The 23035-nt window shown below is 73.5% G+C and carries 23 protein-coding genes and 7 tRNA genes; 12 read left to right on the plus strand and 18 right to left on the minus strand.

The annotated features are described in order from the left end of the window. Positions 1 to 86: 86 nt before the first annotated feature. Positions 87 to 1742: a hypothetical protein gene (locus IG64_RS24915; protein ID WP_037860246.1), complete on the plus strand. Its 1656-nt coding sequence runs from the start codon at positions 87 to 89 to the stop codon at positions 1740 to 1742. A gap of 35 nt (positions 1743 to 1777) precedes the next feature. Here IG64_RS24915 and IG64_RS24920 read toward each other — a convergent pair whose 3' ends face one another. Beyond that, the gene (locus IG64_RS24920) at positions 1778 to 2335 is read right to left on the minus strand and encodes an HIT family protein (RefSeq protein ID WP_037860066.1); all 558 of its coding nucleotides are present in this window, start codon (positions 2333 to 2335) and stop codon (positions 1778 to 1780) included. 67 nt (positions 2336 to 2402) lie between these two features. Between IG64_RS24920 and IG64_RS24925 the strand changes: the two genes are divergently transcribed. Continuing rightward, entirely contained in the window at positions 2403 to 3047 is a 645-nt protein-coding gene (locus IG64_RS24925) for a potassium channel family protein (RefSeq protein WP_037860068.1), read from the plus strand. A gap of 89 nt (positions 3048 to 3136) precedes the next feature. Here IG64_RS24925 and thrS read toward each other — a convergent pair whose 3' ends face one another. From thrS to IG64_RS24940, 3 genes are all read right to left on the minus strand, one after another. Further along, complete coding sequence (gene thrS, locus IG64_RS24930) at positions 3137 to 5113, minus strand: threonine--tRNA ligase (protein ID WP_037860070.1); 1977 nt, start codon at positions 5111 to 5113, stop codon at positions 3137 to 3139. A 99-nt stretch (positions 5114 to 5212) separates the two neighbouring features. Then, positions 5213 to 6451 carry a hypothetical protein gene (locus IG64_RS24935; RefSeq protein WP_037860073.1) on the minus strand — a complete coding sequence of 413 codons (1239 nt, stop codon included), beginning with the start codon at positions 6449 to 6451 and terminating at the stop codon, positions 5213 to 5215. Further along, positions 6448 to 7014 carry a DUF4365 domain-containing protein gene (locus IG64_RS24940; protein ID WP_037860076.1) on the minus strand — a complete coding sequence of 189 codons (567 nt, stop codon included), beginning with the start codon at positions 7012 to 7014 and terminating at the stop codon, positions 6448 to 6450. The genes IG64_RS24935 and IG64_RS24940 overlap by 4 nt, the downstream gene beginning before the upstream one ends. Before the next feature lie 258 nt (positions 7015 to 7272). On the opposite strand from IG64_RS24940, the gene IG64_RS24945 reads away from it, so the two are divergent. After that, positions 7273 to 8001 (plus strand): 3'-5' exonuclease, encoded by a 729-nt coding sequence (locus IG64_RS24945; RefSeq protein ID WP_037860251.1) that lies wholly within the window; start codon positions 7273 to 7275, stop codon positions 7999 to 8001. A gap of 75 nt (positions 8002 to 8076) precedes the next feature. Here IG64_RS24945 and IG64_RS24950 read toward each other — a convergent pair. The 4 genes from IG64_RS24950 to IG64_RS24965 form a co-directional block, all read right to left on the minus strand. Next, positions 8077 to 8148 (minus strand) — tRNA-Val (locus IG64_RS24950). Positions 8149 to 8187: 39 nt separating this feature from the next. Then, complete coding sequence (locus tag IG64_RS24955) at positions 8188 to 8634, minus strand: SRPBCC family protein (protein WP_037860077.1); 447 nt, start codon at positions 8632 to 8634, stop codon at positions 8188 to 8190. 522 nt (positions 8635 to 9156) lie between these two features. Continuing rightward, a tRNA-Val gene (locus tag IG64_RS24960) sits at positions 9157 to 9228 on the minus strand. 162 nt (positions 9229 to 9390) lie between these two features. Then, positions 9391 to 9855 (minus strand): TIGR02611 family protein, encoded by a 465-nt coding sequence (locus IG64_RS24965; RefSeq protein WP_037860078.1) that lies wholly within the window; start codon positions 9853 to 9855, stop codon positions 9391 to 9393. 191 nt (positions 9856 to 10046) lie between these two features. On the opposite strand from IG64_RS24965, the gene IG64_RS24970 reads away from it, so the two are divergent. After that, positions 10047 to 10460 (plus strand): SsgA family sporulation/cell division regulator, encoded by a 414-nt coding sequence (locus IG64_RS24970; protein ID WP_004002642.1) that lies wholly within the window; start codon positions 10047 to 10049, stop codon positions 10458 to 10460. 219 nt (positions 10461 to 10679) lie between these two features. After that, a complete protein-coding gene (locus IG64_RS24975) occupies positions 10680 to 11240 on the plus strand; it encodes a CGNR zinc finger domain-containing protein (RefSeq protein ID WP_037860079.1) in 561 nt (186 codons plus the stop codon). A gap of 67 nt (positions 11241 to 11307) precedes the next feature. On the opposite strand, the gene IG64_RS41665 is transcribed toward IG64_RS24975, so the two are convergent. Then, positions 11308 to 11460, minus strand: coding sequence for a hypothetical protein (locus IG64_RS41665; RefSeq protein WP_199811652.1), 153 nt, complete (start codon positions 11458 to 11460; stop codon positions 11308 to 11310). 199 nt (positions 11461 to 11659) lie between these two features. Continuing rightward, positions 11660 to 12139, minus strand: a complete 480-nt coding sequence (locus tag IG64_RS24980) for a hypothetical protein (RefSeq protein ID WP_037860253.1) — start codon at positions 12137 to 12139, stop codon at positions 11660 to 11662. A 180-nt stretch (positions 12140 to 12319) separates the two neighbouring features. Here IG64_RS24980 and IG64_RS24985 point away from each other — a divergent pair, with 180 nt between their 5' ends. After that, entirely contained in the window at positions 12320 to 12850 is a 531-nt protein-coding gene (locus tag IG64_RS24985; RefSeq protein ID WP_037860080.1) for a DsbA family protein, read from the plus strand. Positions 12851 to 12921: 71 nt separating this feature from the next. On the opposite strand, the gene IG64_RS24990 is transcribed toward IG64_RS24985, so the two are convergent. The 3 genes from IG64_RS24990 to IG64_RS25000 all read right to left on the minus strand — a co-directional run bounded on the left by IG64_RS24990 (position 12922) and on the right by IG64_RS25000 (position 15824). Continuing rightward, positions 12922 to 13749 carry a GNAT family N-acetyltransferase gene (locus IG64_RS24990; protein WP_037860083.1) on the minus strand — a complete coding sequence of 276 codons (828 nt, stop codon included), beginning with the start codon at positions 13747 to 13749 and terminating at the stop codon, positions 12922 to 12924. A 192-nt stretch (positions 13750 to 13941) separates the two neighbouring features. Next, on the minus strand, positions 13942 to 14763 hold the full coding sequence (locus tag IG64_RS24995) for an aminotransferase class IV (protein ID WP_037860085.1): 822 nt from the start codon (positions 14761 to 14763) through the stop codon (positions 13942 to 13944). After that, on the minus strand, positions 14760 to 15824 hold the full coding sequence (locus IG64_RS25000; RefSeq protein ID WP_037860087.1) for a chorismate-binding protein: 1065 nt from the start codon (positions 15822 to 15824) through the stop codon (positions 14760 to 14762). The genes IG64_RS24995 and IG64_RS25000 overlap by 4 nt, the downstream gene beginning before the upstream one ends. Before the next feature lie 177 nt (positions 15825 to 16001). Here IG64_RS25000 and IG64_RS25005 point away from each other — a divergent pair. The 5 genes from IG64_RS25005 to IG64_RS25025 all read left to right on the plus strand — a co-directional run bounded on the left by IG64_RS25005 (position 16002) and on the right by IG64_RS25025 (position 16473). Continuing rightward, positions 16002 to 16074 (plus strand) — tRNA-Gly (locus tag IG64_RS25005). A gap of 38 nt (positions 16075 to 16112) precedes the next feature. Then, positions 16113 to 16186, plus strand: a tRNA-Cys gene (locus IG64_RS25010). A 1-nt stretch (position 16187) separates the two neighbouring features. Beyond that, positions 16188 to 16259: transfer RNA gene (locus tag IG64_RS25015), tRNA-Val, on the plus strand. A 36-nt stretch (positions 16260 to 16295) separates the two neighbouring features. Further along, positions 16296 to 16367 (plus strand) — tRNA-Val (locus tag IG64_RS25020). A 34-nt stretch (positions 16368 to 16401) separates the two neighbouring features. After that, a tRNA-Val gene (locus tag IG64_RS25025) sits at positions 16402 to 16473 on the plus strand. Between the two features lie 139 nt (positions 16474 to 16612). Here the strand turns inward: IG64_RS25025 and IG64_RS25030 are convergent. The 3 genes from IG64_RS25030 to IG64_RS25040 form a co-directional block, all read right to left on the minus strand. Continuing rightward, complete coding sequence (locus IG64_RS25030) at positions 16613 to 16897, minus strand: zf-TFIIB domain-containing protein (protein WP_037860090.1); 285 nt, start codon at positions 16895 to 16897, stop codon at positions 16613 to 16615. An 80-nt stretch (positions 16898 to 16977) separates the two neighbouring features. Then, positions 16978 to 17925 carry a phosphotransferase family protein gene (locus IG64_RS25035; RefSeq protein ID WP_037860096.1) on the minus strand — a complete coding sequence of 316 codons (948 nt, stop codon included), beginning with the start codon at positions 17923 to 17925 and terminating at the stop codon, positions 16978 to 16980. A gap of 514 nt (positions 17926 to 18439) precedes the next feature. Further along, entirely contained in the window at positions 18440 to 18634 is a 195-nt protein-coding gene (locus IG64_RS25040; protein ID WP_037860099.1) for a hypothetical protein, read from the minus strand. A 589-nt stretch (positions 18635 to 19223) separates the two neighbouring features. Here IG64_RS25040 and IG64_RS25045 point away from each other — a divergent pair. Next, positions 19224 to 20750 (plus strand): serine/threonine protein kinase, encoded by a 1527-nt coding sequence (locus IG64_RS25045; RefSeq protein ID WP_051813314.1) that lies wholly within the window; start codon positions 19224 to 19226, stop codon positions 20748 to 20750. A gap of 42 nt (positions 20751 to 20792) precedes the next feature. Here the strand turns inward: IG64_RS25045 and IG64_RS25050 are convergent, their stop codons facing one another. Both IG64_RS25050 and cobA read right to left on the minus strand, forming a co-directional pair. Further along, on the minus strand, positions 20793 to 21611 hold the full coding sequence (locus IG64_RS25050; protein ID WP_037860101.1) for a TrmH family RNA methyltransferase: 819 nt from the start codon (positions 21609 to 21611) through the stop codon (positions 20793 to 20795). Between the two features lie 156 nt (positions 21612 to 21767). Further along, positions 21768 to 22997, minus strand: coding sequence for a uroporphyrinogen-III C-methyltransferase (gene cobA, locus IG64_RS25055; RefSeq protein ID WP_037860105.1), 1230 nt, complete (start codon positions 22995 to 22997; stop codon positions 21768 to 21770). Positions 22998 to 23035 lie beyond the last annotated feature (38 nt).

Consider the following 23035-nt stretch of genomic DNA (forward strand, 5'->3'; position numbering starts at 1 on the left):
ATACGCTGATGACCTGATCAACAGGTGTGCGGGGCCGGGAAGTCGGGAAGGCCGCAGGTGCAGAGGCGGCGGCAGTGGGGGCGGCGGTGACGGACGGATTCGATTTCAGTCCAGGGGCTCAGATTCCCCTGTCGGGTGCGGCGGGGCAGACGGCGGCGACGTTCGCGCTGGCCGCCGCCGCCTACCGTGACGACGAAGTGGACAAGATCAAGGAAGCCGACAACGAGTGGCACCAGTCCACGGTCAAGCCGCCCCGCCCGTGGGCGAGGATCCTCCGCCCGCGTCTGGGCGAGGCGTTCTCCCGTGCGGTGATCGACCGCATGCTGGGCGCCGGGCGCAAGCCGCTGATCCAGTCCTTCGGTCTGGAACCCCAGGTCGTCGTGGAGCACTGCCTGGCGGCCCACCGCATCCGCCGCGAGCGCGACAACTGGCTCTCGGCGGTGACGGTGCTGTGCGGGCTGCTGTTCCTGCCCGGCTTCCTGGTGTGGCTGCTGGTGTTCGTGCTGCGCACCACGATGAGCAGGCGGGAGGACAAGCGCGCCGGGATGCTCGCCACCACCCTGCTGGTCGCCGTGGGCGCGCTCGCCGTGCTCTTCCTGGTCAAGATGCCGTTCCACGGCTTCTGGGCGTGGTACGCGCGCGCGGCCGTGGTCATGCCGGTCGTCGGCTGGTTCTGGGCCAAGCGGATCTGTGAGCGCACCGCGCGGGACCTGCGGGAGCGCTGGGAGGGCCTGCTCTCCGGCGGCGGGGTCGGCGCGAAGATCCCCGAGGCGGTCCCCGGCAACCCGGGGGACGCCGCCGAGCAGGTCCGCAAGGAACTCGCCCGGCTCAGCGCCGAGCAGCGCTCCAACTCCGTCTTCTACGCCGGTCCCAAGGGCATCCTCGGCATGGGCACCCGCTGGGGCAGCTGGCAGCTGGCCGAGGATCTGGTGTCGGCCGACCCCGGCAAGGAGTTCCACCCGTTCCGCAGCTGGGACGTGATCACCGCCATCCAGGGCGGCCTGGGCATGCTGGAGCGCACGTCCATCAACACCGGCGGCTTCCCCAAGCCGACGATCACGCACTGGATCGTCACGCCGATCGGGGAGAACGCCAAGGAGGTCGCCCGGCCCGGCGGCGCGGACGTCGACGCGTACACCGTGCGCAGCCACGCCGTGCAGGACATCTGCAACAAGCAGCAGTTCGGCAGCGGCGACCGCCACTACCTCGGTGTGCAGTGGACCCTGTGGGACGGCCACCTGGTGATCACCATGATGATCACCGTCACGGTGCTGCACAACACCCTGCGCATCGAGGTCACCGGCCACGCCCTCGGCCCGGTCAACCCGCTCTTCAACGGCAAGCCCGCCGCCAAGGAGAAGGAGGTGCAGAAGGCGCTCCGGTTCTGGGAGACCCGCAAGGTGAAGCTGCCCCTGGTGGACACCGACGAGGTGGTACGGCTCGCCGCCCGCGCCCCCCTGACCTGGTACCCGCCGCTGCTGAACTGGCTCGGCGGCAGCCTGGTCCTCCCCGAGCCGTTCGGCCTGCGGCACGCCTGGGCCGACCAGCCCTGGCGCCACCGCTTCATGGCCGACGACGCCCTGCGCGCCGCCACTCCCGTGCTCCGGGTGGTCCACGCGGCGGCGCTGAAGGTCCTGCGGGACAACGGCGTGGACGTGGAGAAGTTCGGCAACCGCTCCTCGGTGCTCAGCGGCGCCGTCCAGGACGTGTCGCCCAAGAAGGCCGACCTGTACGACGCGTAGGCGGGCCGGGGAGGCCGCGGAGCCGGGGCCGGCGGCTACGCCGGCCAGGCCTCCGCGAGCATCTTGCGGGTGTCGGCGAGCAGCTGCGGCAGGACACGGGTGTGGCCGACCACCGGCATGAAGTTCGTGTCGCCGCCCCAGCGGGGCACGATGTGCTGGTGGAGGTGGGCGGCGATGCCCGCGCCCGCCACCGAGCCCTGGTTCATGCCGATGTTGAAGCCGTGGGCGCCCGAGGCGGCCCGCAGCGCCCGCATGGCCTGCTTGGTCAGCTCCCCCAGCTCGGCGGTCTCCGCCTCAGTGAGGTCGGTGTAGTCGGCGACGTGCCGGTAGGGCACGGTCATCAGGTGGCCGCCGTTGTACGGGTACAGGTTGAGCACCGCGTACACCTGCTCGCCGCGTCGGACGATCAGCCCGTCCTCGTCGGACTTGGCCGGGATGGCGCAGAAGGGGCAGCCGTCCTTCGCCCCTGGACCGGTCGGCTTGTTCTCGCCCTGGATGTAGGCCATCCGGTGGGGCGTCCACAGACGCTGGAACGCGTCCTGCGTCCCCACTCCGATCTGCTGCTCCGGCTCACTCGTCATGCAAGGCAGCATATGGCTTCGGCGGTTCACGGCGTGTCGGCGGGGCGCCCGGAACAGGATGTGCGGCCAGGCTCGGCCGGTGGACGGCGACGGCCCGGTGACCCGCCGCGAGCGGCGGGTGGACGCCCCGCTCGCGGTGGCCTCCCCGTACGCGGTGCTGGTCCCCGGCAAGAGCCTGCCCAGGGCACCGGCCGACGGCTGCCGGGCGGTGCCGGCCGCGAGCTGGGCCGTCTTCGCCGTCGGCCACGGGGTGCACCGGCGGCTGAGCAGCCAGGGCGTGCGCTTCGTGCGCCGGCGCCGGCCGGACACGCTGGCCGTCCCGCTGCCGCTGCTGCGGCCGGTGCGGATCCTGCGGGTCTACGACGCCGTGCGGCGTCGGCGCGGGCGCACGCGGTGCCCGTTGCAGGCGCGGGTGATGCTGTACGCCGGTCTGTCGGCACTGCTGCCCGGCCTGGCCGGATCCCTGACCGTGTACGGCCCGGAGCACCGTGCCCCGCGCGCCACGATCCGCACGTTCGGCGAGTCGGTGTGGGGGACGTGCTCCACGCCTGCCGCCGTCGGCCACGGGGACGTGACGCCGGTGACATCGGCCGGCCGGCTGGTGGCGGTCGTCCTGATGGGCTGCGGGCCGGCGCTGCCGGGCGCGGCGACCGGGGCGTTCTCGTCCGGGCCGACGCAGCGCCCCGCGCAGCCGGGCGAGGAGCGAAGGCCCCCGGGGAGCTGAGCTTCCCGGGGGCCTTCGCGGGCCGGTCCGCAGGTGCCGGGGCCGGTTCGCAGAGGTGCGGTCACGGACGCCCGGTCACCGGTGCCGGATCAGACCTGCGCCCGCTCCTCGACGACCTTCACGATCTTCGCGATGGCGTCCTCGAAGGGGATGCCGTTCTCCTGGGAGCCGTCGCGGTAGCGGAAGGAGACGGCGTTGTTCGCCATGTCCTCGTCGCCCGCGATGACCATGAAGGGCACCTTCTGCTTCTGGGCGTTGCGGATCTTCTTCTGCATGCGGTCGGAGGACGAGTCGACCTCGACCCGCAGACCCTTCTTCTTCGCCGCGGCGGCGAACTTCTCCAGGTACTCCACGTGCCCGTCGCCGATCGGGATGCCGAGCGCCTGCACCGGCGCCAGCCAGGCCGGGAACGCGCCCGCGTAGTGCTCCAGGAGCACGGCGAAGAAGCGCTCGATGGAGCCGAAGAGCGCGCGGTGGATCATGACCGGGCGCTGCTTGGAGCCGTCGGCGGCCGTGTACTCCAGGTTGAACCGCTCGGGCAGGTTGAAGTCGAGCTGGACCGTCGACATCTGCCAGGTCCGGCCGATCGCGTCCTTGACCTGGACGGAGATCTTCGGGCCGTAGAAGGCGGCGCCGCCCGGGTCCGGGACCAGTTCGAGTCCCTGCTTCTCGCCGACCTGGCGCAGGGTCTCGGTGGCCTCCTCCCAGACCTCGTCCGAACCGACGAACTTCTCCGGGTCCTTGGTGGACAGCTCCAGGTAGAAGTCGCTCAGACCGTAGTCGCGCAGCAGGTTGAGCACGAAGGTGAGGGTCTTGTCGAGCTCCTCGGCCATCTGCTCACGCGTGCAGTAGATGTGCGCGTCGTCCTGGGTGAAGCCGCGCGAGCGGGTCAGGCCGTGCACCACGCCCGACTTCTCGTACCGGTACACGGTCCCGAACTCGAACAGGCGCAGCGGCAGTTCGCGGTAGGACCGGCCGCGCGCGTCGAAGATCAGGTTGTGCATCGGGCAGTTCATGGGCTTCAGGTAGTAGTCCACGCCCTCGTCGAGCTGCATGGGCGGGTACATGCCGTCGGCGTACCAGTCCAGGTGGCCCGAGGTCTCGAAGAGCTTCCCCTTGGTCGCGTGCGGGGTGTAGACGAACTCGTAGCCCTCCTCCTCGTGACGGCGGCGCGAGTAGTCCTCCATGACCCGGCGGACGGTGCCGCCCTTGGGGTGGAAGACGGCGAGACCGGAGCCGATCTGGTCGGAGATGGAGAACAGGTCCAGCTCGTTGCCCAGTTTGCGGTGGTCGCGCTTCTCGGCCTCGGCGAGGAAGTCGAGGTACTGCTTCAGCTCGTCCTTGGACGGCCAGGCGGTGCCGTAGATGCGCTGGAGCATCGGGTTCTTCTCGCTGCCGCGCCAGTAGGCGGCGGCGTTGCGCATCAGCTTGAACGCCGGGATCAGCCGGGTGGAGGGCAGGTGGGGACCGCGGCAGAGGTCCTTCCAGCACAGCTCGCCGGTCTTGGCGTCCAGGTTGTCGTAGATCGTCAGCTCACCGGCGCCGACCTCGACGTCCGCGCCGTCGTCGTGCGAGGCGGAGCCCTTGAGGCCGATCAGCTCCAGCTTGTACGGCTCGTCGGCCAGTTCCTCGCGGGCGGCCTCGTCGGTGACGACGCGGCGGGAGAACTTCTGGCCGCGCTTCTGGATCTCCTGCATCTTCTTCTCGATGGCCTTGAGATCCTCGGGCGTGAACGGCCGCTCGACGTCGAAGTCGTAGTAGAAGCCGTCCCGCACCGGCGGGCCGATGCCCAGCTTGGCCTCGGGGAAGATCTCCTGCACGGCCTGGGCCATGACGTGCGCGGTGGAGTGGCGCAGGATGTTCAGGCCGTCCTCGGAGGAGATCTCCACGCCCTCGACGGTCTCGCCGTCCCGGACCTCGTACGCCAGGTCCTTCAGCTCGCCGCCCACGCGCGCGGCGATGACGGAGCGCTCGCCGGCGAAGAGGTCAGCGGCCGTGGTGCCCGTCGTCACCGTGCGCTCTTCCCGCTCGGAATCGCGTTGGATGATCACACGGACGTCTGACACCGGTCTCTCCTGACTGCAGGTGGGGTGCGGCGCCATACCGGGAGCGCGCGCACTGGGATGGTACCGAGACAGGGGTGCCCTCCGCGAAACGGTTCTTTCTCAGTCGTCCGGGCCACGCTCCGGCCCGGCGTCCGGCGCCCCGAAGAAGTCGGTGTCCTTCGGTTCCTCCTCCAGCGACTTCATCAGCCGGTCCCGCTCCTCGTCGTCCACCCGCACGGGGACGACCTCGCACGCGCCGGTGATCCGGCGGAAGCCGCCCCTGCTCTCCAGCCGTCCGAGCACCCGCACCGGCAGGCCCACGAGGTGGGCGTGCCCGGCGGTGCGGTAGTCCTCCTCGTCCAGGGTCACGCGGACGTAGGGCACCTCGGCCCCGGAGAGCACCCGCAGCCGCACGGTTCCCTCGCCGTGCGGCTGGGTCCTGCGCATCCTGACCACCGCGCCGGTGACGCGCACGGGCACGGACGGCTCGGCGCGCAGGTAGCGGGCCCCCGCGTCGCGCAGGACGGGCAGGTCGCCCGGCGAGAACTCGACGGCCTCTGCGGCGGCGCAGTCCGCCGGGACACCGGCGGCCGGTGCCCAGTCGACCGCGATCCGCGCGCCCTCGGTGCCGCGCACCAGCGCGACCAGCGCCTCGGTCAGCTCGCGGCTGGCACCGGCCCGCACCGCGCCGTCGAAGGCGTCCATGGCGCCGGTGGCCCGCCGGTAGTCGATGGCCTCGCGGACGGCGTAGACCGCCTGGTGGAGCCGTACGGCGAGCGGCCGGGCGGGGTCGACCGGCACGAGCGCGGTGAGGCCGGCGCCGCCGGCCGCGGAGCCGACCAGGACGTGGCCGAGGCAGGCGGCGGCCGGGCGGCGGTGCCGTGCGCCGTGGTAGCCGGTCCGCGCGCGGGTGGCGAGCGCGGCGGCGAGCAGGGTCTGCCGGGCGGCGGAGCGCAGCCGCTCCTCGACGGTCCAGGGCGCGGTCCCCGCGGGCCCGCCGGGCACGTCCCGCCACCAGTGGATCTCGTCGCTGGGTACGGCGAGGGCGGCCAGCACGGCGTGTGCGGACGGCGTCCGGCAGCGGGCCAGGGCGTCCAGCGCCTCGCCGAGCAGGTCGTCGCTGTCGGGGAAGGCACGGCTGACGGGCACCAGCAGGCTCGTGGCGCCGCCGGGCCCGGGCGGGGTCCAGCGGCCGTAGTGCCCGGCGGCGCCGCCGCGGCGCTGCCAGCCGTGCCGGTGCAGCAGGGCGGCGAGCACGGCCGGGTCGACGTCGGCGGGGCGGGGGGTGCGGTCCAGGGGGGTGCCGACGGGGTGCGGCGGCGCCGGGCGCCGCGGCTCGTCGAGGGGGCGGTGCGTCACGGTCTGCCTCCCGTCCCGACCCGCGTCATGATCTCGCACAGGGCCCGGTCGTCGAAGATGCGCGAGGTCGGTATGCGCACGGTGGTCCGGTGCCGGCCGGTGACGGGGTGGCCGGCGAGGTTGACCCAGTAGCAGCAGTGCCTCAGATCGAGCCGGTCGTGTCCGGCGCGCAGCCACTGGTCCTGGGAGCGCGGCACGATCATCACGACCAGGATCTTGTGGACCGAGACCGGGGTGCGGGCGAGCTTCGCCAGGTGGGCGTTGTCCAGCGTGAAGGAGAAGTACGGGCCCGGCGGGTGGGGCGGGATCTGGTAGGTGCACTTCAGCTGCACCTTGATGGTCACCTCGTCGTCGACGGTGTGACCGGGGGCGCTGTGGCTGACGTGCCAGTCGATGCCGTTGTCCGGGAAGGGCTGCGACAGCGAGCAGCCCGCCGCGGCGGCGACCGCGTGCAGATATCCCACCTGCAGTGTCTCCATGCAGGCGGTGGTGGCGAGTGTGCCGCGCCTGCTGCCCGCGCGGTCGGGCAGCAGCCCGCCCCGCTCGGGCTGCGCCATCACCATGACCGACAGCCTTCCGGACCGAGGGGATTACGGAGCGATCGCCGGGTGGATCGCCGAGCGCGCGCCGAACGACCTGCGGGACGTGCCGGGCGGACCGGCGGGGCGCGCGGCCCCGGTCCCCGGAGCGGGCCGTGAACTGCAAAGACCCGTACTCCTGTTGTCTCCTTCCGGCGTACGGCGCAAACGGCCCGGGTATCACCGGATCGGGCGGCGGACGGCACGTCAGCCGCCTTGGTGGAGCGAGGAGTTGTGGTCGACATGACGTGCTGCTGGTACGAGGGGCCGCTGGCCGCCTTCGACACGGAGACCACGGGCGTCGACGTCGAGACCGACCGCATCGTGTCGGCCGCCGTCGTCGTCCAGGACGCGCCGGGCGCCCGTCCGCGCACCAGGCGCTGGCTGGTGAATCCCGGGGTGCCGGTGCCCGAGGCCGCGACGGCGGTGCACGGGCTGACGGAGGACCATCTGCACCGCAACGGGCGCTGGCCGGCCCCGGTGATGCACGAGATAGCCGAGGAGCTGGCGGAACAGGCCGCCCTGGGCCGCCCGCTCGTGGTGATGAACGCGCCGTTCGATCTGACGCTGCTGGACCGGGAGTTGCGGCGGCACCGCGCCTCCTCGCTGGGCCGCCGGCTGGAGGCGTCGCCGCTGTGCGTGCTGGATCCGCGGGTGCTGGACAAGCACCTCGACCGGTATCGCAAGGGCCGGCGCACCCTCACCGATCTGTGCGCGCACTACGAGGTCACGCTGGCGGACGCGCACGACGCGGCGGCGGACGCGCTGGCCGCGATGGAGGTGGTCCGGGCGCTCGGCCGCCGCTTCGCGGCCCGTCTGGAGCGCCTGTCCCCCACCGAGCTGCACACCCTGCAGACCGGCTGGCACGCGGCCCAGGCGCGCGGGCTGCAGGCGTGGTTCGCGCGCACCGGCGCGGAGGAGACGGTGGACCCGTCCTGGCCGCTGCGGCCCCAGCTTCCCGCGGCGGCATGAAGAAGCACCGCCGCCGCAGTCGCCCGCGGTGACATGAAGAAGGCCGGTCCGACGATGCGGACCGGCCTTTCCCGGTGGGCGATACTGGGTTCGAACCAGTGACCTCTTCGGTGTGAACGAAGCGCTCTCCCACTGAGCTAATCGCCCGGGAACGCACTGAACAATACAGGGCGCCGTGGCCTTCCTTCAAACCGCTCCGAGGCGCGCGGCCAGGCCGCGCCGTCCGGAGCGCATCATGAGGCGGTGGTTGAGCCGGAAGACCGGCCTGCCCGGCACGGCGAGGCGGCGCAGCAGCGGCTTGTTCACGTCGACGACCTGGTCGTAGCGGGCCAGGGTGCCCGCGCCCCGAGCGGTCAGGGTCCAGCGCGCCCAGCCGTCGATGTCCCCGCTCATCGCCACTTCCAGGACCCCGGCCGCCGGATCGCGGCGCACCTCGCGGGCGGTGAACGTCATGTCGTACGGAAGGAGGGAGCGGATCCGGACGACGCCGGTGGTCGCGTCGGTCCGCCGGACCTCCCGCACCTGGCGCCACCACCGGGGGTAGTCCTCGATCCGCTCCAGCGCGCCGTACACGGCGGCGGGCGGCGCGGGCAGGGGCCACAGGCTGCGGAAGCGGTAGTGGGTCCAGTCCATGGGCCTCAGTCTGCCCCGCCGCCGCTGCCGCGCCGCACGGTCTCTTCCTCGCCGCACCCCCGTAACGCGGCGAACGCGGCGAGGAAAAGTGACGGGGTATTGGAAAACCGCGCGGTAACCGCCGGGGATTTCCGCGGGCGGTTCGTGCGGGCACTTCCGGCGGGAAAAGAGACGGTCCCGAAAGTCCGTCTTCACCGGTCTTCGGATACTTCTTCTCGGAGGCGGCAATGGAGCCGCACCGGCTCCGCGCGGCTCTCTCGGCGCGCTCCCTGACTCCCTCTGAGGTAACGGACCGTCACCGGCCGACCGCCGGGCCGGGGTTCCCCGCGCGCATCCCGCGCCACACCCGCCCGACCGGGAGGGCGGCCGGCCGAGACCGGCGAAAGCCGGGACGGGCGGCAGACCGGGACGGGACCGGCGGAGGCCACCGCCGCGGCGCGGTGCGGGCGGGGACGCGAGGCGGGTGCGGGCGCAGACGACGGCGGCCCGCCTGCGTGATCGCAGACGGGCCGCCGTCCCGGGTGGGCGATACTGGGTTCGAACCAGTGACCTCTTCGGTGTGAACGAAGCGCTCTCCCACTGAGCTAATCGCCCGGGCGCAGGAAGAACATTACCGCATGTCAGGGTGTGCACGGCACCACGGGGGCGCGAGGAGCACGGACCGGTCCGGCCGGGGTGGCGGCGGCGCGCGCCGGAAGCGCGCCCCGTACCCCTCGGACCCGGTCAGGGGCCGGTCAGGGACCGGTCAGGGGCCGGTCACTGGTTCTTGATGCTCCAGGGCATGACGAGCCCGAACTTCCAGAAGTAGACGCCGGCCAGCCCGCCGATGATCACGAGCCCGGTCACCGTCAGGATGATGTTGCGGCGGCGCACCTTCGGGTCGAGCGCCCGCTGGGCCGCCTCGGTGACCTTGCGCTTGGTCCAGCGCAGCACCAGCTGGGCCCAGACGAACTCGGTCGCCCAGACGGCCATGCCCCCGAAGATCACCACCCAGCCCGGGCCGGGCAGCGGGAGCAGGACGACGCCGCTCACCACGACCGCCAGGCCGACGACGAAGACACCGACCTGCCAGCTCACGTGGAGCACACGGCGTGACCGGATGAATTCCGGCGCGCGTGAACCCAGGCCGCGCCGGTCCCGGCTGTCGGCCGCCTCCGCCTCCATCTTCGCTCCGTCCGACGCTCCGGCAACCTCGCCCGGCCGGTCACTCCCCGTATTCATGTGGCTGAACCCTACCGGAGAGAAACCTGTCACCGGAATGGCCGTACCACCCGAAGGGGTTCTCGGCCGGAAGAGTTACGTAAAGACAGGCAAAACACTCAGAGGGGTTTACAACGGCACCGTAGGTGGCATGTCGATTTCGCCGACGTGCGAATCCCCGAGCGCACACTGAGCGAAAGGCCCTGGCGCTTATGAACACCACGGTCAGCTGCGAGCTGCACCTGCGCCTCGTTGTGTCGAGCGAGTCCTCCCTGCCTGTCCCCGCAGGCCTGCGGTACGACACGGCCGACCCCTACGCCGTGCACGCCACCTTCCACACCGGAGCCGAGGAGACCGTCGAGTGGGTGTTCGCCCGCGACCTCCTCGCCGAGGGGCTTCACCGTCCCACGGGAACCGGCGACGTCCGAGTCTGGCCGTCGCGCAGTCATGGTCAGGGCGTCGTGTGCATCGCCCTGAGCTCTCCGGAGGGCGAGGCCCTGCTCGAGGCCCCAGCGCGGGCCCTGGAGTCCTTCCTGAAGCGGACGGACGCTGCCGTGCCCCCCGGCACGGAACACCGGCACTTCGATCTGGATCAGGAGCTGTCGCACATCCTCGCGGAGAGTTAGCGGTAGGCCGTCGAGGCCCTTCGAGCTGCCCGTTGCCGTCCACTCGGGGAGACGGCTCGGGCCAGGACAACCGCACACAGAGCGCACCGGTGCCGGTCTCCCCGTCGGGGGCCGACACCGGTGCGCTCCCGTGCGCCCGCGCCTGCGGCGGCACCACAGCCACTACCATCGGCCTGCATCGGCGGGCGTGTGCCCGATCCCCAGGCCAGGGAGCGAAACGTGCTGATCACCCACGACACCCGGTGTGCGCTCGACACCGTGGTGGATCTGGTGAACACCGCACCGGAGGACGACGCGGCGCCGGACGGGCTGGCCGATGTCGCGGGGCTCGCGGACTTCGTACGAAAACACGACATGAGCGATGTCGGGCTGCTCTCGGAGTTCGATCTCTCGGCGGTGCGCCGGATCCGCGGCCGCTTCGCCGGCATCTTCTCGGCCGCGGACTCCCGTACGGCCGCGGGAATGATCAACGAGCTGGTGGCCGCGGCGGGCACCACTCCCCGGCTGACGGATCACGACGGGTACGACTGGCACGTGCACTACTTCGCCCCCGGCGCGTCGGTCGCCGACCACCTGGCGGCGGACTGCGGCATGGCGCTGGCGTTCTTCGTGGTGGCCGGGGAGCAGGAGCGGCTGCGGCGCTGCGAGGCGCCCGACTGCCGGCGGGCCTTCGTCGACCTCTCCCGCAACCGCTCGCGGCGCTACTGCGACAGCAGGACCTGCGGCAACCGGCTGCACGTGGCCGCGTACCGGGCACGGCGCAAGGAAGCGGCGGGCTGATCTCCGAAGGCGCTCTCCGCCATGTCGTGGTCCCCGGCGGGTGACGCCGAGGAGCCACGCGTACGGCTCACAGCAACAGCAGGTCGTGCAACGCAGCCATGAGCAGCAGACTCCCGATCACCGCAAGGAAGATCATCAGCGGTGGCTGGGAAAGGGCGAAGAGGCACCCGCGCGGCTTGTCCTTCTGCGGCGCGGCCTCGCTCTGGGTCGTGTCCACCATTTCGCGGCGATGATGACGCAGCCGGCACCGGCGGCGCGATCAACACGCACGGAATGTCCGGGACGTCGCCGGTTTCCGTGATCTTCGCTTCGGATGCGGAGCGGGCCTGATCGTTTCCAGGACCGTTTACGGAAGGCGCCCTCGGGCCGCCCTGCCGCGCGGGCCCCGGACCGCTCTCACGCGCCGCTCACGTGCCGGTTCATATGCCGTGCTTCTTGAGGATCGCCTCGATGTCGCTGAAGTCCTCCTCGGCGCGGGGCGCGGACGCGGGACGCGAGGCGGGGCGCGCGGTGGGGGTGGCGGACGGTCGGGCGGTGGACCCTGCCTGCCGTCCGGCCGCGCCGAGAGAGGGGGCCGGGGCCGGGGCCACCGCGTCCTGGGCCGCGGCGCGGGCCGCCGCCCGGCGCTCCTTGCGCGTGCCGCCCCGGCGGCGCTCGACCGCGCGGGTGGTCGCGAAGAGGACCCAGGCACAGCCGAGCAGACCGAAGCCGGCCCAGGCGGCCGGGCTGAAGGCGGTGTCGGTCAGCCAGCCGACGACCCCGGTCATCACCAGGGCGACCGGGACGAGGGAGTAGGCGGCGATGCGGGCCGCCGCGAGGAACCGCCTGCGGTAGGCGGTGACCGCGGCGATGCCCAGGCCGGCCGCGGAGACGGCGGAACAGACGGTCTCGGCAATCATCCGGTCCTCCATGCGGGCGCTCGGCGGTCGGGGCGGTTCGCCCCTTCCATCCTGCCCCTTCCGGAGGCCGGGAGGCGATGTCCGGGAGGGAGATCAGGGACATCTCCGGGTCGCCTCCTTCCCAGGTGCCGCTGCGGGCGGTGATTGGGTCCTGCGCGGCGGGCCTGGAAGACTGGAGCCATGAACGACTCCTCCTCCGCACGCACGGTCCCGGTTCTCGAGGTCTGGTGCGAACTGCAGTGCCCCGACTGCCGCAGCGCGCTGGACGACCTGCGCGCCCTGCGCGACCGCTACGGCGACCGGCTGGAGCTGCGGCTGCGGCACTTCCCGCTGGACAAGCACCAGCACGCCTTCGCCGCCGCGCAGGCCGCGGAGGAGGCCGCCGAGCAGGACCGGCTGTGGCCGTACGTGGAGGCGGTGCTCGCCCGGGTCGAGGAGCTGGGGCGCGAGGGGGAGCCGCTGCTGGTCGAGGTGGCCCGCGAACTGGGTCTGGACGCCGAGGAGTTCGACACCGCGCTCATCGACGGCCGGCACATCCTGGCCGTGGACGCCGACCAGGCCGAGGGCAAGGCGATCGGGGTGACGGGCACGCCGACGTACGTCGTCGGCGGGGAGCGTCTGGACGGCGGCAAGAGCCAGGACGGTCTGCGCGAGCGGATCGAGGAGATCGTCGACCGGCTGCTGGCGGAGTCCGGCCCGGCAAAAGGCTGAGGTTCCCGCACGGCGGTCCCTCCGGCGGCCCGCACCGGCGGTCCCCCACCGCGGCTCCCGGCAGCGGCTCCTTACGGCAGCTCCTTGTAGAGGGCGTAGAGGACCGGGCGGTAGCCGAGGGAGTCGTACAGGCGCTCCGCGGGGGTGTTGCCCGCGAAGACATTGAGGCCCAGAACGCGTTTGCCGGCGGCCACCGCCTGCGCCTCCGCGAGCAGCATCAGGGACCGGCCGTGGCCCCGGCCGCGGAAGCGCGCGTCGGCCTCGACGTCGTAGACGAAGGCCCTGTCCTCGTCGATCGAGAGCCACAGGGTGCCGACCGGGGTGCCCTCGTGCTCCAGGACGCTGAGCAGCACGCCGGGGGTCGCCGGTCCTTGCGGGAGCAGCCTCGCGTGGTCGGTCTCCGACTTGGCGTGCGCCTCGTCGGCGGGCACGCCCCGGTCGATCCAGGTCTGCGTGTAGGTGGCCTTGCCGTGTTCGAGCCAGGGCCCGTACTCGGCCTCCGTCATCGCTCTGCCCCGGCTTCCCGCGGGCAGCTCGGGCGCGCTCGCGCCGAGTTGCTTCTCCATGCCGCGGTTGCGCTGGACGTAGCCGAGGGCCGTCACCCATCGGAGCGCGGCGTCCTCGGGGGTGGCGGGCACGCTGATCTCCATGCGCCGGCAGCCCCAGCCGCGCGCCACTTCCTCGGCGGCCAGCGCGGCCACCGTGCCGCGGCCCCGCCCGCGGTCGGGCGCGTCGATGCGCAGTTCGAGGATCCGGGCGACGGCCGGTCCGAAGACGGGGTGGGTCGACAGGTGGGTCACGCCGACGGGCCGGCTGTTCACGCAGACCTGGTAGCGGCGCGAACGGGTCCCGTCGGCGTTCTGCTGGATCGGCTCGGTGGGCCGCAGTGTGGTGGTCATCAGGGGGAGTTCTACCCGCCGCGACCGCTCGCGTCAGCCCCTTTTCCCGCGGCCGGGCCCGCCGGGCCGGTGCAGGACGGGACGCCGGGCCGGCCGGGGCCGCGCGTCCGGCCCGTGCGGACCGCTCGCCGCCGCCTGAGCCTTGTCGTCACATTCCCGTCCGCCCCGCGGGCGGGAATGTGACGAGAGGGCCTAGGGATCCAGGTCGTCGCCGGAGCGTTCGGCGAAGATCCGCATGGCCTTCGCCGTCACCGGGCCCGCCGCTCCGGGCAGCGCGCGCTCGTCGACGCGGTGCACGGCCTGGACGTCGCGCAGGGTGGAGGTGAGGAAGACCTCGTCGGCCCGCTCCAGGACGTCCAGCGGCAGGTCGGTCTCCTGGGCGCCGGTCCACTCGATGGCGAGCGCGCGGGTGATGCCCGCCAGGCAGCCGGAGGCGAGCGGCGGGGTGTGGATCTCGCCGTCGAGGACGACGAAGACGTTGGAGCCGGTGCCCTCGCAGAGCCGTCCGGCCGTGTTGCCGAACAGCGCCTCCGAGGCGCCGTGTTCGCGGGCGCGGGCGAGGGCGACGACGTTCTCCGCGTAGGAGGTGGTCTTCAGACCGGTGAGCGCGCCGCGTTCGTTGCGGGTCCAGGGGACCGTGACGACGGAGGTGGAGTCGGGGCGGCGGGTGGTCTCGCCCAGGGCGACGACGAGGGTCGTGCCGTGCTCGCCCCGGTCGGAGCCGAGGGGGCCGTCGCCGCCGGTGTAGGTGATGCGCAGACGGCCGAGCGGGGCCGGGTTGGCCGCCAGGACGGCGGCGCAGGCGCGGCGCACCTCGTCGTGGTCGGGGTCGGGCAGGCCGAGGCCGCGCGCCGACCGGGTCAGCCGGTCCAGGTGACGGGTGAGCGCGAACGGCTTCCCGTCGGTCGCCTTCACCGTCTCGAAGACGCCGTCGCCCACGGTCAGCCCGTGGTCGAGGACGGAGACGCGCGCGGACCCGGTGTCCCGCAGCCCGCCGTCGAGCCAGATCTTCATGCGTGCAGGTCCTCTCCGCCGTGCTCGTACGTCCCTGACGCTACCGCGAGCAGCCGGGCCGCCTTCAGTTCGGTCTCCTGCCACTCGCCGTCCGGGTCGGAGTCCCAGGTGATGCCGGCTCCGGCGCCGAAGCGCAGCACGGCGGGCGCGCCGGGGGTCCGGTCGGGCCTGTCGATCCAGAACGTGCGGATGCCGACGGCCAGCTCGCCCGTGCCCCGGTCGGCGTCGACCCAGCCGAGGCCGCCGCAGTAGGGGCCGCGGGGAGCGGTCTCCAGGGCGTCGATGATCCGCCGGGCGCTCGACTTGGGGGCGCCGGTGATCGAGCCGGCCGGGAAGGCGGCGGCGAGCAGGTCGGGCCAGCCGGCGCCGGGGCGCAGCTCGCCGCGGACCGAGGAGACGAGGTGGACCAGGCCGGGGTGCTTCTCCACGGCGCACAGGTCGGGGACGGTGACGCTGCCGGTGGTGCACACGCGCCCGAGGTCGTTGCGGACCAGGTCCACGATCATCAGATTCTCGGCGTGGTCCTTGTCGAGGAGCTCCGCCTCGGTGCGGGCGGTGCCCTTGATGGGCCCGGACTCCACCGTCCGCGCCTGACGGCGCAGGAACAGTTCCGGGGAGGCGGTGGCGATCTCCACGCCGTGCTCCGGCAGGCGGATCGTTCCCGCGTACGGTGCCGGGTTGCCGCGGGCCAGGACGGCGCTCAGCGCGTCCACGTCGGCGTCGGCGGCCACCGGCGCGGACAGCACCCGGCAGAGGTTGACCTGGTAGACCTCGCCGGCCGCGATGTGCTCGCGGATGCGGCGCACGCCCGCGGTGTACGCGGCGCGGTCGAGGGAGGACGTCCAGTCTCCGGTGCCCGGTCCGCGCCATCCGCCGGGCGCCGGGGCGGGGACGGGTTCGTGCCGTACGTCGCGGAAGCGGGCGCAGGTCAGCCGCCCCTCGTAGTCGGCGGCGACGGCCCAGAAGCCGGTGGAGTCCAGGGCCGCGGGATCGCCGGTGACGTCCGCCAGGCCGGTGGCGACGCGGTCGCCGAAACGGGCGAGAGGAGGCAGGTCGAGCACGGGTCCGAGTCTAGGGCCGGTGTCCGGCGGGTGGCCCTGGCGTGTCCTGCCGGGGGCCTGACCAGGTCCTCACGACGGCGTACCGCAGCACGCTGCGCAAACGCGTTTTTGTGCTGGCCCGGGAATCCGCTAGAGTTCAACACGTCGCCGGGACGCGCAAGCGGACCGAACCGACAGGCGGACGTAGCTCAGTTGGTAGAGCGCAACCTTGCCAAGGTTGAGGTCGCGAGTTCGAGCCTCGTCGTCCGCTCGCAGGAAAGAAGGGGACTCCCGGTCCCCTGCACTCCTGGTGGAGTGGCCGAGAGGCGAGGCAACGGCCTGCAAAGCCGTCTACACGGGTTCAAATCCCGTCTCCACCTCCAAGGACGATTAGCTCAGCGGGAGAGCGCTTCCCTGACACGGAAGAGGTCACTGGTTCAATCCCAGTATCGTCCACTGGGTCCGCCGTCCCGTACGGTGTGATCCGGACCCGCGCGATTAGCTCAGCGGGAGAGCGCTTCCCTGACACGGAAGAGGTCACTGGTTCAATCCCAGTATCGCGCACGCACAGTCCGTGACCTTCGCGTCACGGTTCTGCGGACGATTAGCTCAGCGGGAGAGCGCTTCCCTGACACGGAAGAGGTCACTGGTTCAATCCCAGTATCGTCCACACCGCGGAAAGCCCCCGGCCGTCTCGTACGGCCGGGGGCTTCTTCGTGCCGGTGCGCGCCCGGTGCTCCGGGCCCGACGCCGCCGGGGTGCCGCCCGGTGCACCGAGCCCGGTGCCTCGGGCGCGGTCCCCCGATGGCTCAGCTGGAGAAGAGCATGTGGCCGAAGCTCTTGTGCCGGTGGCCGTGGCCGTAGTGCCCGTGGTGACCGCCGTGCGGTGCGCCCCACGCGGGGGCCGGCGGCGCGGGGTAGGCCTGCGGGGCGGGCGGTGGCGGTGCGGGCTGCGACCACTGGGCCTCCAGCCGGGTCAGCGCCTCCAGCTCGCCGTAGTCGAGGAAGATGCCGCGGCAGCCGCTGCACTGCTCGATCTGGATGCCGTTGCGGTTGTAGGTGTGCATCGGCGCGTGGCACTTCGGACACTGCATGCTCGGCTCAACTCCTCACCGGTGGGTCCTGCTTCGGGTACCGCCTGGACAGACTCCGTCCGGCCGCGGTCGGTTGCACCCTACGTCGGCAGGCCGCCGGACAACTGCGCGGGGACGGAGGTCATTCGGGCGCAGGCGTCCACCACGGCCTGTTCGGCCCCGTCCAGCGCGCGCCCGGCCGCGGCCGCCTTCGCGACGGCCCGTGCGGCGGTCTGCACGGTCAGGGCGCGGGCGGCGGTCTCCAGCGCGGCCCACGGGTCGCCGTCCGCCGGGACGGCCGGGCCGCCCGCCGCCCGGTAGGCGGCCAGGAACCGGCTCCAGTCGCCGGGCGGCAGCAGTCCGCAGGCGAACCAGGCGGCGGGGCGGGCCAGGTCCCAGGCGGGTGTGCCGGTGCCGAGGTCGTCGATGTCGATCAGCAGCCACGGGCCGTCGGGGGCCGGGTGGCGCACGAACTGCCCCAGGTGCAGGTCGCCGTGGCAGACGGTCCGCGCGCCAGGCTGGGGGGCCTGGGCGCGCGCCCAGGCGGGCAGCGTGGCCCAGGCGCTCAGCACCGGGCGGGCCGCCGGGTGGCCGGGCGCCTCGGCGCGGAGCCGGGCGACGGCCCGGGCGGCCTTGAGCGGACCGCGCATGGGCGGCAGACCGGGAGGCACCGGGCCGCGGTGCAGCCGGGCGAGGAGCGTGGCCGCGGCTTCCCAGGGAGCGGCCTCGGGGATACCCGGGTCCACAGGGGTCCCGTACGGCCAGAAGGTGACGAGACGGTCGTGGAGCGTGGCCGGTACCGGGCCGAGCGGGGGCAGCAGGACGCCGGGGCGAGTGGCGGCCGCGGCGAGACGGCGGGCGAGGGCCACGGGATCCGTGCCGGGCGCGTGGACCTTGCCGACGGTGCCCGAATGGAGGACGACGGTGGCGTCGGGGCGGTCGGCCAGGACGGTGGTGGCGCAGCCGCAGCCGGTGGTCGCGTCCGGGTGGGCCGCCGCCGTGACCCGCGCGGTCAGCTCAGTCAGCAGCGGGGCATCGGCGGTGGTCACGGGCTCCCCCTGGCGTGGTACGTACGGCGTCGTGGCGGCGGGCGTACGAGCGTACGGGGTGGGCGGAGCGGGGGAATCGGGAGGGGCCTGCGGTGGGCGGGCGAGGTGGCGGGCCGGGTCGCTCGGGAGTGAGCGGGCGCACGGACGTGCGGGGCAGCGGCCTGCCGGTGCGCGGACGTCGGTGGCCTGCCGGTGCGCGGACGTCCAGGGACGCGCGGCGGCCTGGGGTGAGCGCGCGGGCCGGCAGGCGGGCCGGGCGGCTTGACGGTGAGCAGCCGGGCGGGCAGGCAAGCAGGGCGGGCGGGCCGGGCGGCCTGACGGTGAGCGGCCGGGCGGGCAAGCAGGGCGGCCTGGGGCTGAGCGGCCGGGGCAGGGCCAGGTGGTCCGGACACGGCAATGCCGGCGCAGCTCCCCAGCTGCGCCGGCATCCTGCCGTCCGCCGCACCCCCGTCCCCACGGGGTTTCATGGGTGGATGTCCCCGCCCGGACCGCTCTTCCGGGCCTGGGGCGCCGCTCAGCGCCCCAGCATCACTCCCACGGACGACGCTTGTGTGGCCACTGTCTCCCAGCCGTCGAAGACGAGCAGGAGCAGGGCCGCCAGGGGAAGGGCCATCACGGTCGCCACCACGGGGTGGCGACGGCCCGTGCGGCGGGGGCGCACGAGGCGTCCCTGCGCGCGGATGAGTGTCCGCGGTGCCGTGTGGGCCATGGTCCCTCTCCTGACCGTTTCGGTTGTCGTCGGCAGCGGCGGGTGTCTGACCTCGGGGGACGAGTGCTGCGCCCGCCGCTTGACCTCAAATGTAGGCGCGCGGCGGAAGGCGGGCGTCATGCCGTCGTACCGATTGCCGGGCCTCCCGGAGGATGAGCCGCGGGCCGGGGCGTACTCCCCTGGGTGGAGACGTCCTGCGGCGTCTCGGGGTCATCCCTGAAGGGGTGCCCAAACTGCCCGGCTTTTCCGGACACGGCCGGTGACATCGCTCACTTCCGCCCGGCGGCCGGGTGCCGTCCCGCCCCGCTCGCCGTCCGTCCTTCCCGCCGCTTTCCTCCACCCCGGCCCCCTGTTCCGCACCGCCCGCGCCCTGCGTCCGCCAGGCTCCGCCCGGCGCCCAATCCCCCTTGCGTCACAGCCGGTTGGGATCTTGTGCCGGAACCGCCCGGTCCGCCGGCGGATCCGCTGACCCTCGCTCAACTCTCGCGCACGGCACTGACAATCGATCGGGTCGAGAGGGCGCGGCCTCTGCGCGTGAGCGGCCCCGGAAACGTAAGCTGTGGCTCGTCACAGGGACCGGGCAGCGGGGATGAACATGGCGATGATGCGCCTGAGGCGCGAGGACCCGCGCGTCGTCGGCTCGTTCAGGCTTCACCGACGGCTCGGCGCGGGCGGGATGGGCGTGGTCTACCTGGGCTCCGACCGGAAGGGCCAGCGCGTCGCGCTGAAGGTCATCCGGCCGGATCTGGCGGAGGACCAGGAGTTCCGCTCCCGGTTCGCGCGCGAGGTCTCGGCGGCGCGGCGGATCCGGGGCGGCTGCACGGCACGGCTGGTGGCCGCGGACCTGGAGGCGGACCGTCCGTGGTTCGCCACGCAGTACGTGCCCGGGCCCTCGCTGCACGACAAGGTCGCCGACGAGGGGGCGCTGGGCGCGGCGGAGGCCGCCGCCATCGGGGCCGCCCTGTCCGAGGGACTGGTCGCGGTCCACGAGGCCGGGGTGGTGCACCGGGACCTCAAGCCGTCCAACATCCTGCTGTCCCCCAAGGGGCCGCGGATCATCGACTTCGGCATCGCGTGGGCGACCGGCGCCTCCACCCTCACCCACGTCGGCACGGCGGTGGGCTCTCCCGGCTTCCTCGCCCCGGAGCAGGTGCGCGGCGCCGCCGTCACCCCGGCCACCGACGTGTTCTCGCTGGGGGCGACGCTCGCGTACGCCTCCACGGGCGACTCGCCGTTCGGGCACGGCAGCTCGGAGGTGATGCTGTACCGCGTGGTGCACGAGGAGCCCCAGTTGCGCGGTGTGCCGGACGCGCTGGGCCCGCTGGTGCGCGCCTGCCTGGCCAAGGATCCCGAGGACCGGCCCAGCACGCTGCAGCTCTCGCTCCGCCTGAAGGAGATCGCCGCGCGCGAGGCGCAGGGCCTGGGCGAGCTGCGGCCGCCGGCGCCGCGCGCCGCCGAGGCGGACCGGCCGACCGGCCGGATGGCCGACACCTACCCCGAGGAGCAGCGGGCCACCTACCCGGGCCAGCAGCGCGCCACGTCCCCGGGCCGGCAGCGCGCCGCTCGGCCCGAACCGCAGCGTGCCCCCTACCCCGAGCAGCGCCGCGGCGCCGACCAGCAGCGCGTCGGCCACTCCGAACCGCGCGGCCGACGGCGTCCTCAGGCCCCTTCCCAGGGCACTCCGCGCACGCCCGCTCCGCGCGGCAGCGCCCCGTCCGCACGGGGCGGCGCGCCTTCGCGCGCCGGTGGCGCCCCCCGGGACGGCGGCGCGCCGCGCGCGACCGGCGCGTCCTCCCGTGCGGGCGGCGGGCGGCCGATCCCGGCCTCCCGGAGCGGTTCGCGCACGGACGGCGGCCGGTCCGCCCCGCGCGGCGCCGCGGGACGGCAGCGGCCCCGCGGGACCTCCACCGGTCTGCGGCCCGCCAACCCGAGGCTGCTGCGGCAGCGGCTGTTCGTGTTCGTGGTGGTGACGCTGCTCGTGGCGCTCGGTATCGCGGCGGCACAGGGCTGCCAGGGCCCCTCGCGGGGGCTCGGCGGCGACGGGAGCGGCGTACGGGTGGGCCAGGAGGACGTCCGGGAGCACGCCCAGGGGCATGTCCCGGCACCCGGGCTCTGACCGCCCGGGAGAACCTTCCGTCCTCCGGCCGGCCCGGTGGGGTCACACCCCGGGACGGCCGGTGGCGACGGCGTAGAAGGCGACCGCCGCTGCGGCCCCGACGTTGAGGGAGTCGACGCCGTGGGACATGGGGATGCGCACCCACGCGTCGGCCGCGTCGAGCGCCCGGCGGGACAGGCCGTCGCCCTCCGCGCCGAGCATCAGCGCCACCCGGTCCATCCGGTGCGGGGCGGCCTCGTCCAGGGTCCTGGCCTTCTCGTCGGGCGTGAGGGCGAGCAGGGTGAAGCCCGCCTCGCGGACCGCCTCCAGACCCTGCGGCCAGGTGTCGAGGCGGGCGTACGGCACGGAGAAGACCGCGCCCATCGAGACCTTGACGCTCCTGCGGTAGAGCGGGTCGGCGCAGTCCGGTGAGAGCAGGACCGCGTCCATGCCGAGGGCGGCGGCGGAGCGGAAGATCGCGCCGATGTTGGTGTGGTCGTTGACCGCTTCCATGACCGCGACCCTGCGGGCGCCGCTCAGCAGGCCGGCCGCCGTGGGCAGCGGCTTGCGCCCCATGGAGGCGAGGGCGCCGCGGTGCACGTGGTACCCCGTGACCCGTTCGGCGAGTTCGGGGGCGACCACGTAGACCGGCGCGTCGAGGGTGTCGATGACGTCGCGCATGACGTCGGCCCACTTGGCGGACAGCAGCATGGACCGCATCTCGTACCCGGCCTCCCGCGCCCGGCGGATGACCTTCTCCCCCTCGGCGATGAACAGGCCCTCGGCGGGTTCGCGCCTGCGGCGCAGTTCCACGTCGGTCAGGTCCGTGTAGTCGCGCAGACGCGGGTCGTCGGGGTCCTCGACGGTGATGAGATCGGCCACGGGGTGATACTGCCTTGTCCTGGTGCGGTGTTGTCCCGCTGCGGGGAGGTCCCGTCGCGGGGATTGTCCTGGTGCGGTGAGGTCGCGCTCGGGCTGCCCTGCCGCGGTGATGCGGGACGTGACGTCCGCTGGGGCGCCCCGCGCCGGCGGCCCTGGTCAGGCCGGGCGCGGCCCCACGGCGACGACCGGGCCGACGACGATGACGGCCGGCGGCTTCACGTCCTGGGCCCGCACGGTCTCGGCGACGGTCGCGAGGGTGGCGTCGACGCGGCGCTGGGCGGCCGTCGTGCCCTCCTGGACCAGGGCGACCGGGGTGTCCGGTGCCTTGCCGTGGGCCACCAGCGTCTGCGCGATCCGGCCTATCTTGTCGACGCCCATGAGGATCACGAGCGTGCCGGTCAGCTTCGCCAGGCTGGGCCAGTCGACCAGGGACCGCTCGTCGTCGGGGGCCACATGGCCGCTGACCACGGTGAACTCGTGGGCGACCCCGCGGTGGGTGACCGGGATGCCCGCCGCGCTCGGCACGGAGATGGAGCTGGAGATGCCGGGCACCACGGTGCACGGGATGCCGGCTTCGGCGAGCGCCTGGACCTCTTCCATGCCCCGTCCGAAGACATAGGGGTCGCCGCCCTTGAGCCGCACCACCGACTTGCCCTGCTTCGCGTGCTCGACGAGCGCGTTGTTGATGGCCTCCTGGGCCATGAAACGGCCGTAGGGGATCTTCGCGGCGTCGATCACCTCGACGTGCGGCGGGAGTTCGGCGAGCAGGTCGCGCGGGCCGAGCCGGTCGGCGATGACGACGTCCGCCTCGGCGAGCAGGCGCCGGCCCCGGACCGTGATCAGGTCCGGGTCGCCGGGCCCGCCGCCGACCAGGGCGACGCCGGGGGTGCGCGCGCGGTGGTGGGGGGCGCCCAGGGTGCCGTCGCGCAGGCCCTCGACGACCGCGTCGCGGACGGCGGCGGTGTGGCGGGGGTCGCGATCGCTCGCGTGCTCGCTGAGCACGGCGACGGTGACGCCCGCGCTGTGGCCGGTGGCCGGGGTCCAGGCGGTCGCCGCCTCGGCGTCGTCGGCGCGCACGCACCACACGCGCCGGCGCTCGCCCTCGGCGGAGGCCCGGGTGTTGGCGTCGTGGTCGCTGGTGGCGATCAGCGCGTACCAGGCGTCCGCGAGGTCACCGTCCTGGTAGGGCCGCCGTTGCCAGGAGATCTCACCGGCGTCCGCCATGGCCTCCACGGAGGCCGTCGCTCCGGGCGAGACGAGGACGATGTCCGCGCCGGCCGCGATGAGCGCGGGGAGGCGGCGCTGGGCGACCTGGCCGCCGCCGAGGACGACCACACGACGGCCGGTCAGGCGGAGACCGAGGGGGTAGACGGGGTGTTCGGCCATGGTGGTGGGGCTCCTCGTCCGGGCGGTCGCGGCGGTGC

The organism is Streptomyces sp. NRRL S-340 (assembly GCF_000720185.1).
Taxonomy (GTDB): domain Bacteria; phylum Actinomycetota; class Actinomycetes; order Streptomycetales; family Streptomycetaceae; genus Streptomyces.

Coding starts and splice junctions, on each gene's coding strand:
- IG64_RS24945 (WP_037860251.1), top strand. CDS start 7,273: ATGACGTGCTGCTGGTACGAGGGGCCGCTGGCCGCCTTCGACACGGAG.
- IG64_RS24985 (WP_037860080.1), top strand. CDS start 12,320: ATGAACGACTCCTCCTCCGCACGCACGGTCCCGGTTCTCGAGGTCTGG.
- IG64_RS25030 (WP_037860090.1), bottom strand. CDS start 16,897: ATGCAGTGTCCGAAGTGCCACGCGCCGATGCACACCTACAACCGCAAC.
- IG64_RS24920 (WP_037860066.1), bottom strand. CDS start 2,335: ATGCTGCCTTGCATGACGAGTGAGCCGGAGCAGCAGATCGGAGTGGGG.
- IG64_RS24990 (WP_037860083.1), bottom strand. CDS start 13,749: ATGACCACCACACTGCGGCCCACCGAGCCGATCCAGCAGAACGCCGAC.
- IG64_RS24980 (WP_037860253.1), bottom strand. CDS start 12,139: ATGATTGCCGAGACCGTCTGTTCCGCCGTCTCCGCGGCCGGCCTGGGC.
- IG64_RS25045 (WP_051813314.1), top strand. CDS start 19,224: ATGAACATGGCGATGATGCGCCTGAGGCGCGAGGACCCGCGCGTCGTC.
- IG64_RS24955 (WP_037860077.1), bottom strand. CDS start 8,634: ATGGACTGGACCCACTACCGCTTCCGCAGCCTGTGGCCCCTGCCCGCG.
- IG64_RS24965 (WP_037860078.1), bottom strand. CDS start 9,855: ATGAATACGGGGAGTGACCGGCCGGGCGAGGTTGCCGGAGCGTCGGAC.
- IG64_RS24940 (WP_037860076.1), bottom strand. CDS start 7,014: ATGGTGATGGCGCAGCCCGAGCGGGGCGGGCTGCTGCCCGACCGCGCG.
- cobA (WP_037860105.1), bottom strand. CDS start 22,997: ATGGCCGAACACCCCGTCTACCCCCTCGGTCTCCGCCTGACCGGCCGT.
- IG64_RS41665 (WP_199811652.1), bottom strand. CDS start 11,460: ATGGTGGACACGACCCAGAGCGAGGCCGCGCCGCAGAAGGACAAGCCG.
- IG64_RS25040 (WP_037860099.1), bottom strand. CDS start 18,634: ATGGCCCACACGGCACCGCGGACACTCATCCGCGCGCAGGGACGCCTC.
- IG64_RS24970 (WP_004002642.1), top strand. CDS start 10,047: ATGAACACCACGGTCAGCTGCGAGCTGCACCTGCGCCTCGTTGTGTCG.
- IG64_RS24995 (WP_037860085.1), bottom strand. CDS start 14,763: ATGAAGATCTGGCTCGACGGCGGGCTGCGGGACACCGGGTCCGCGCGC.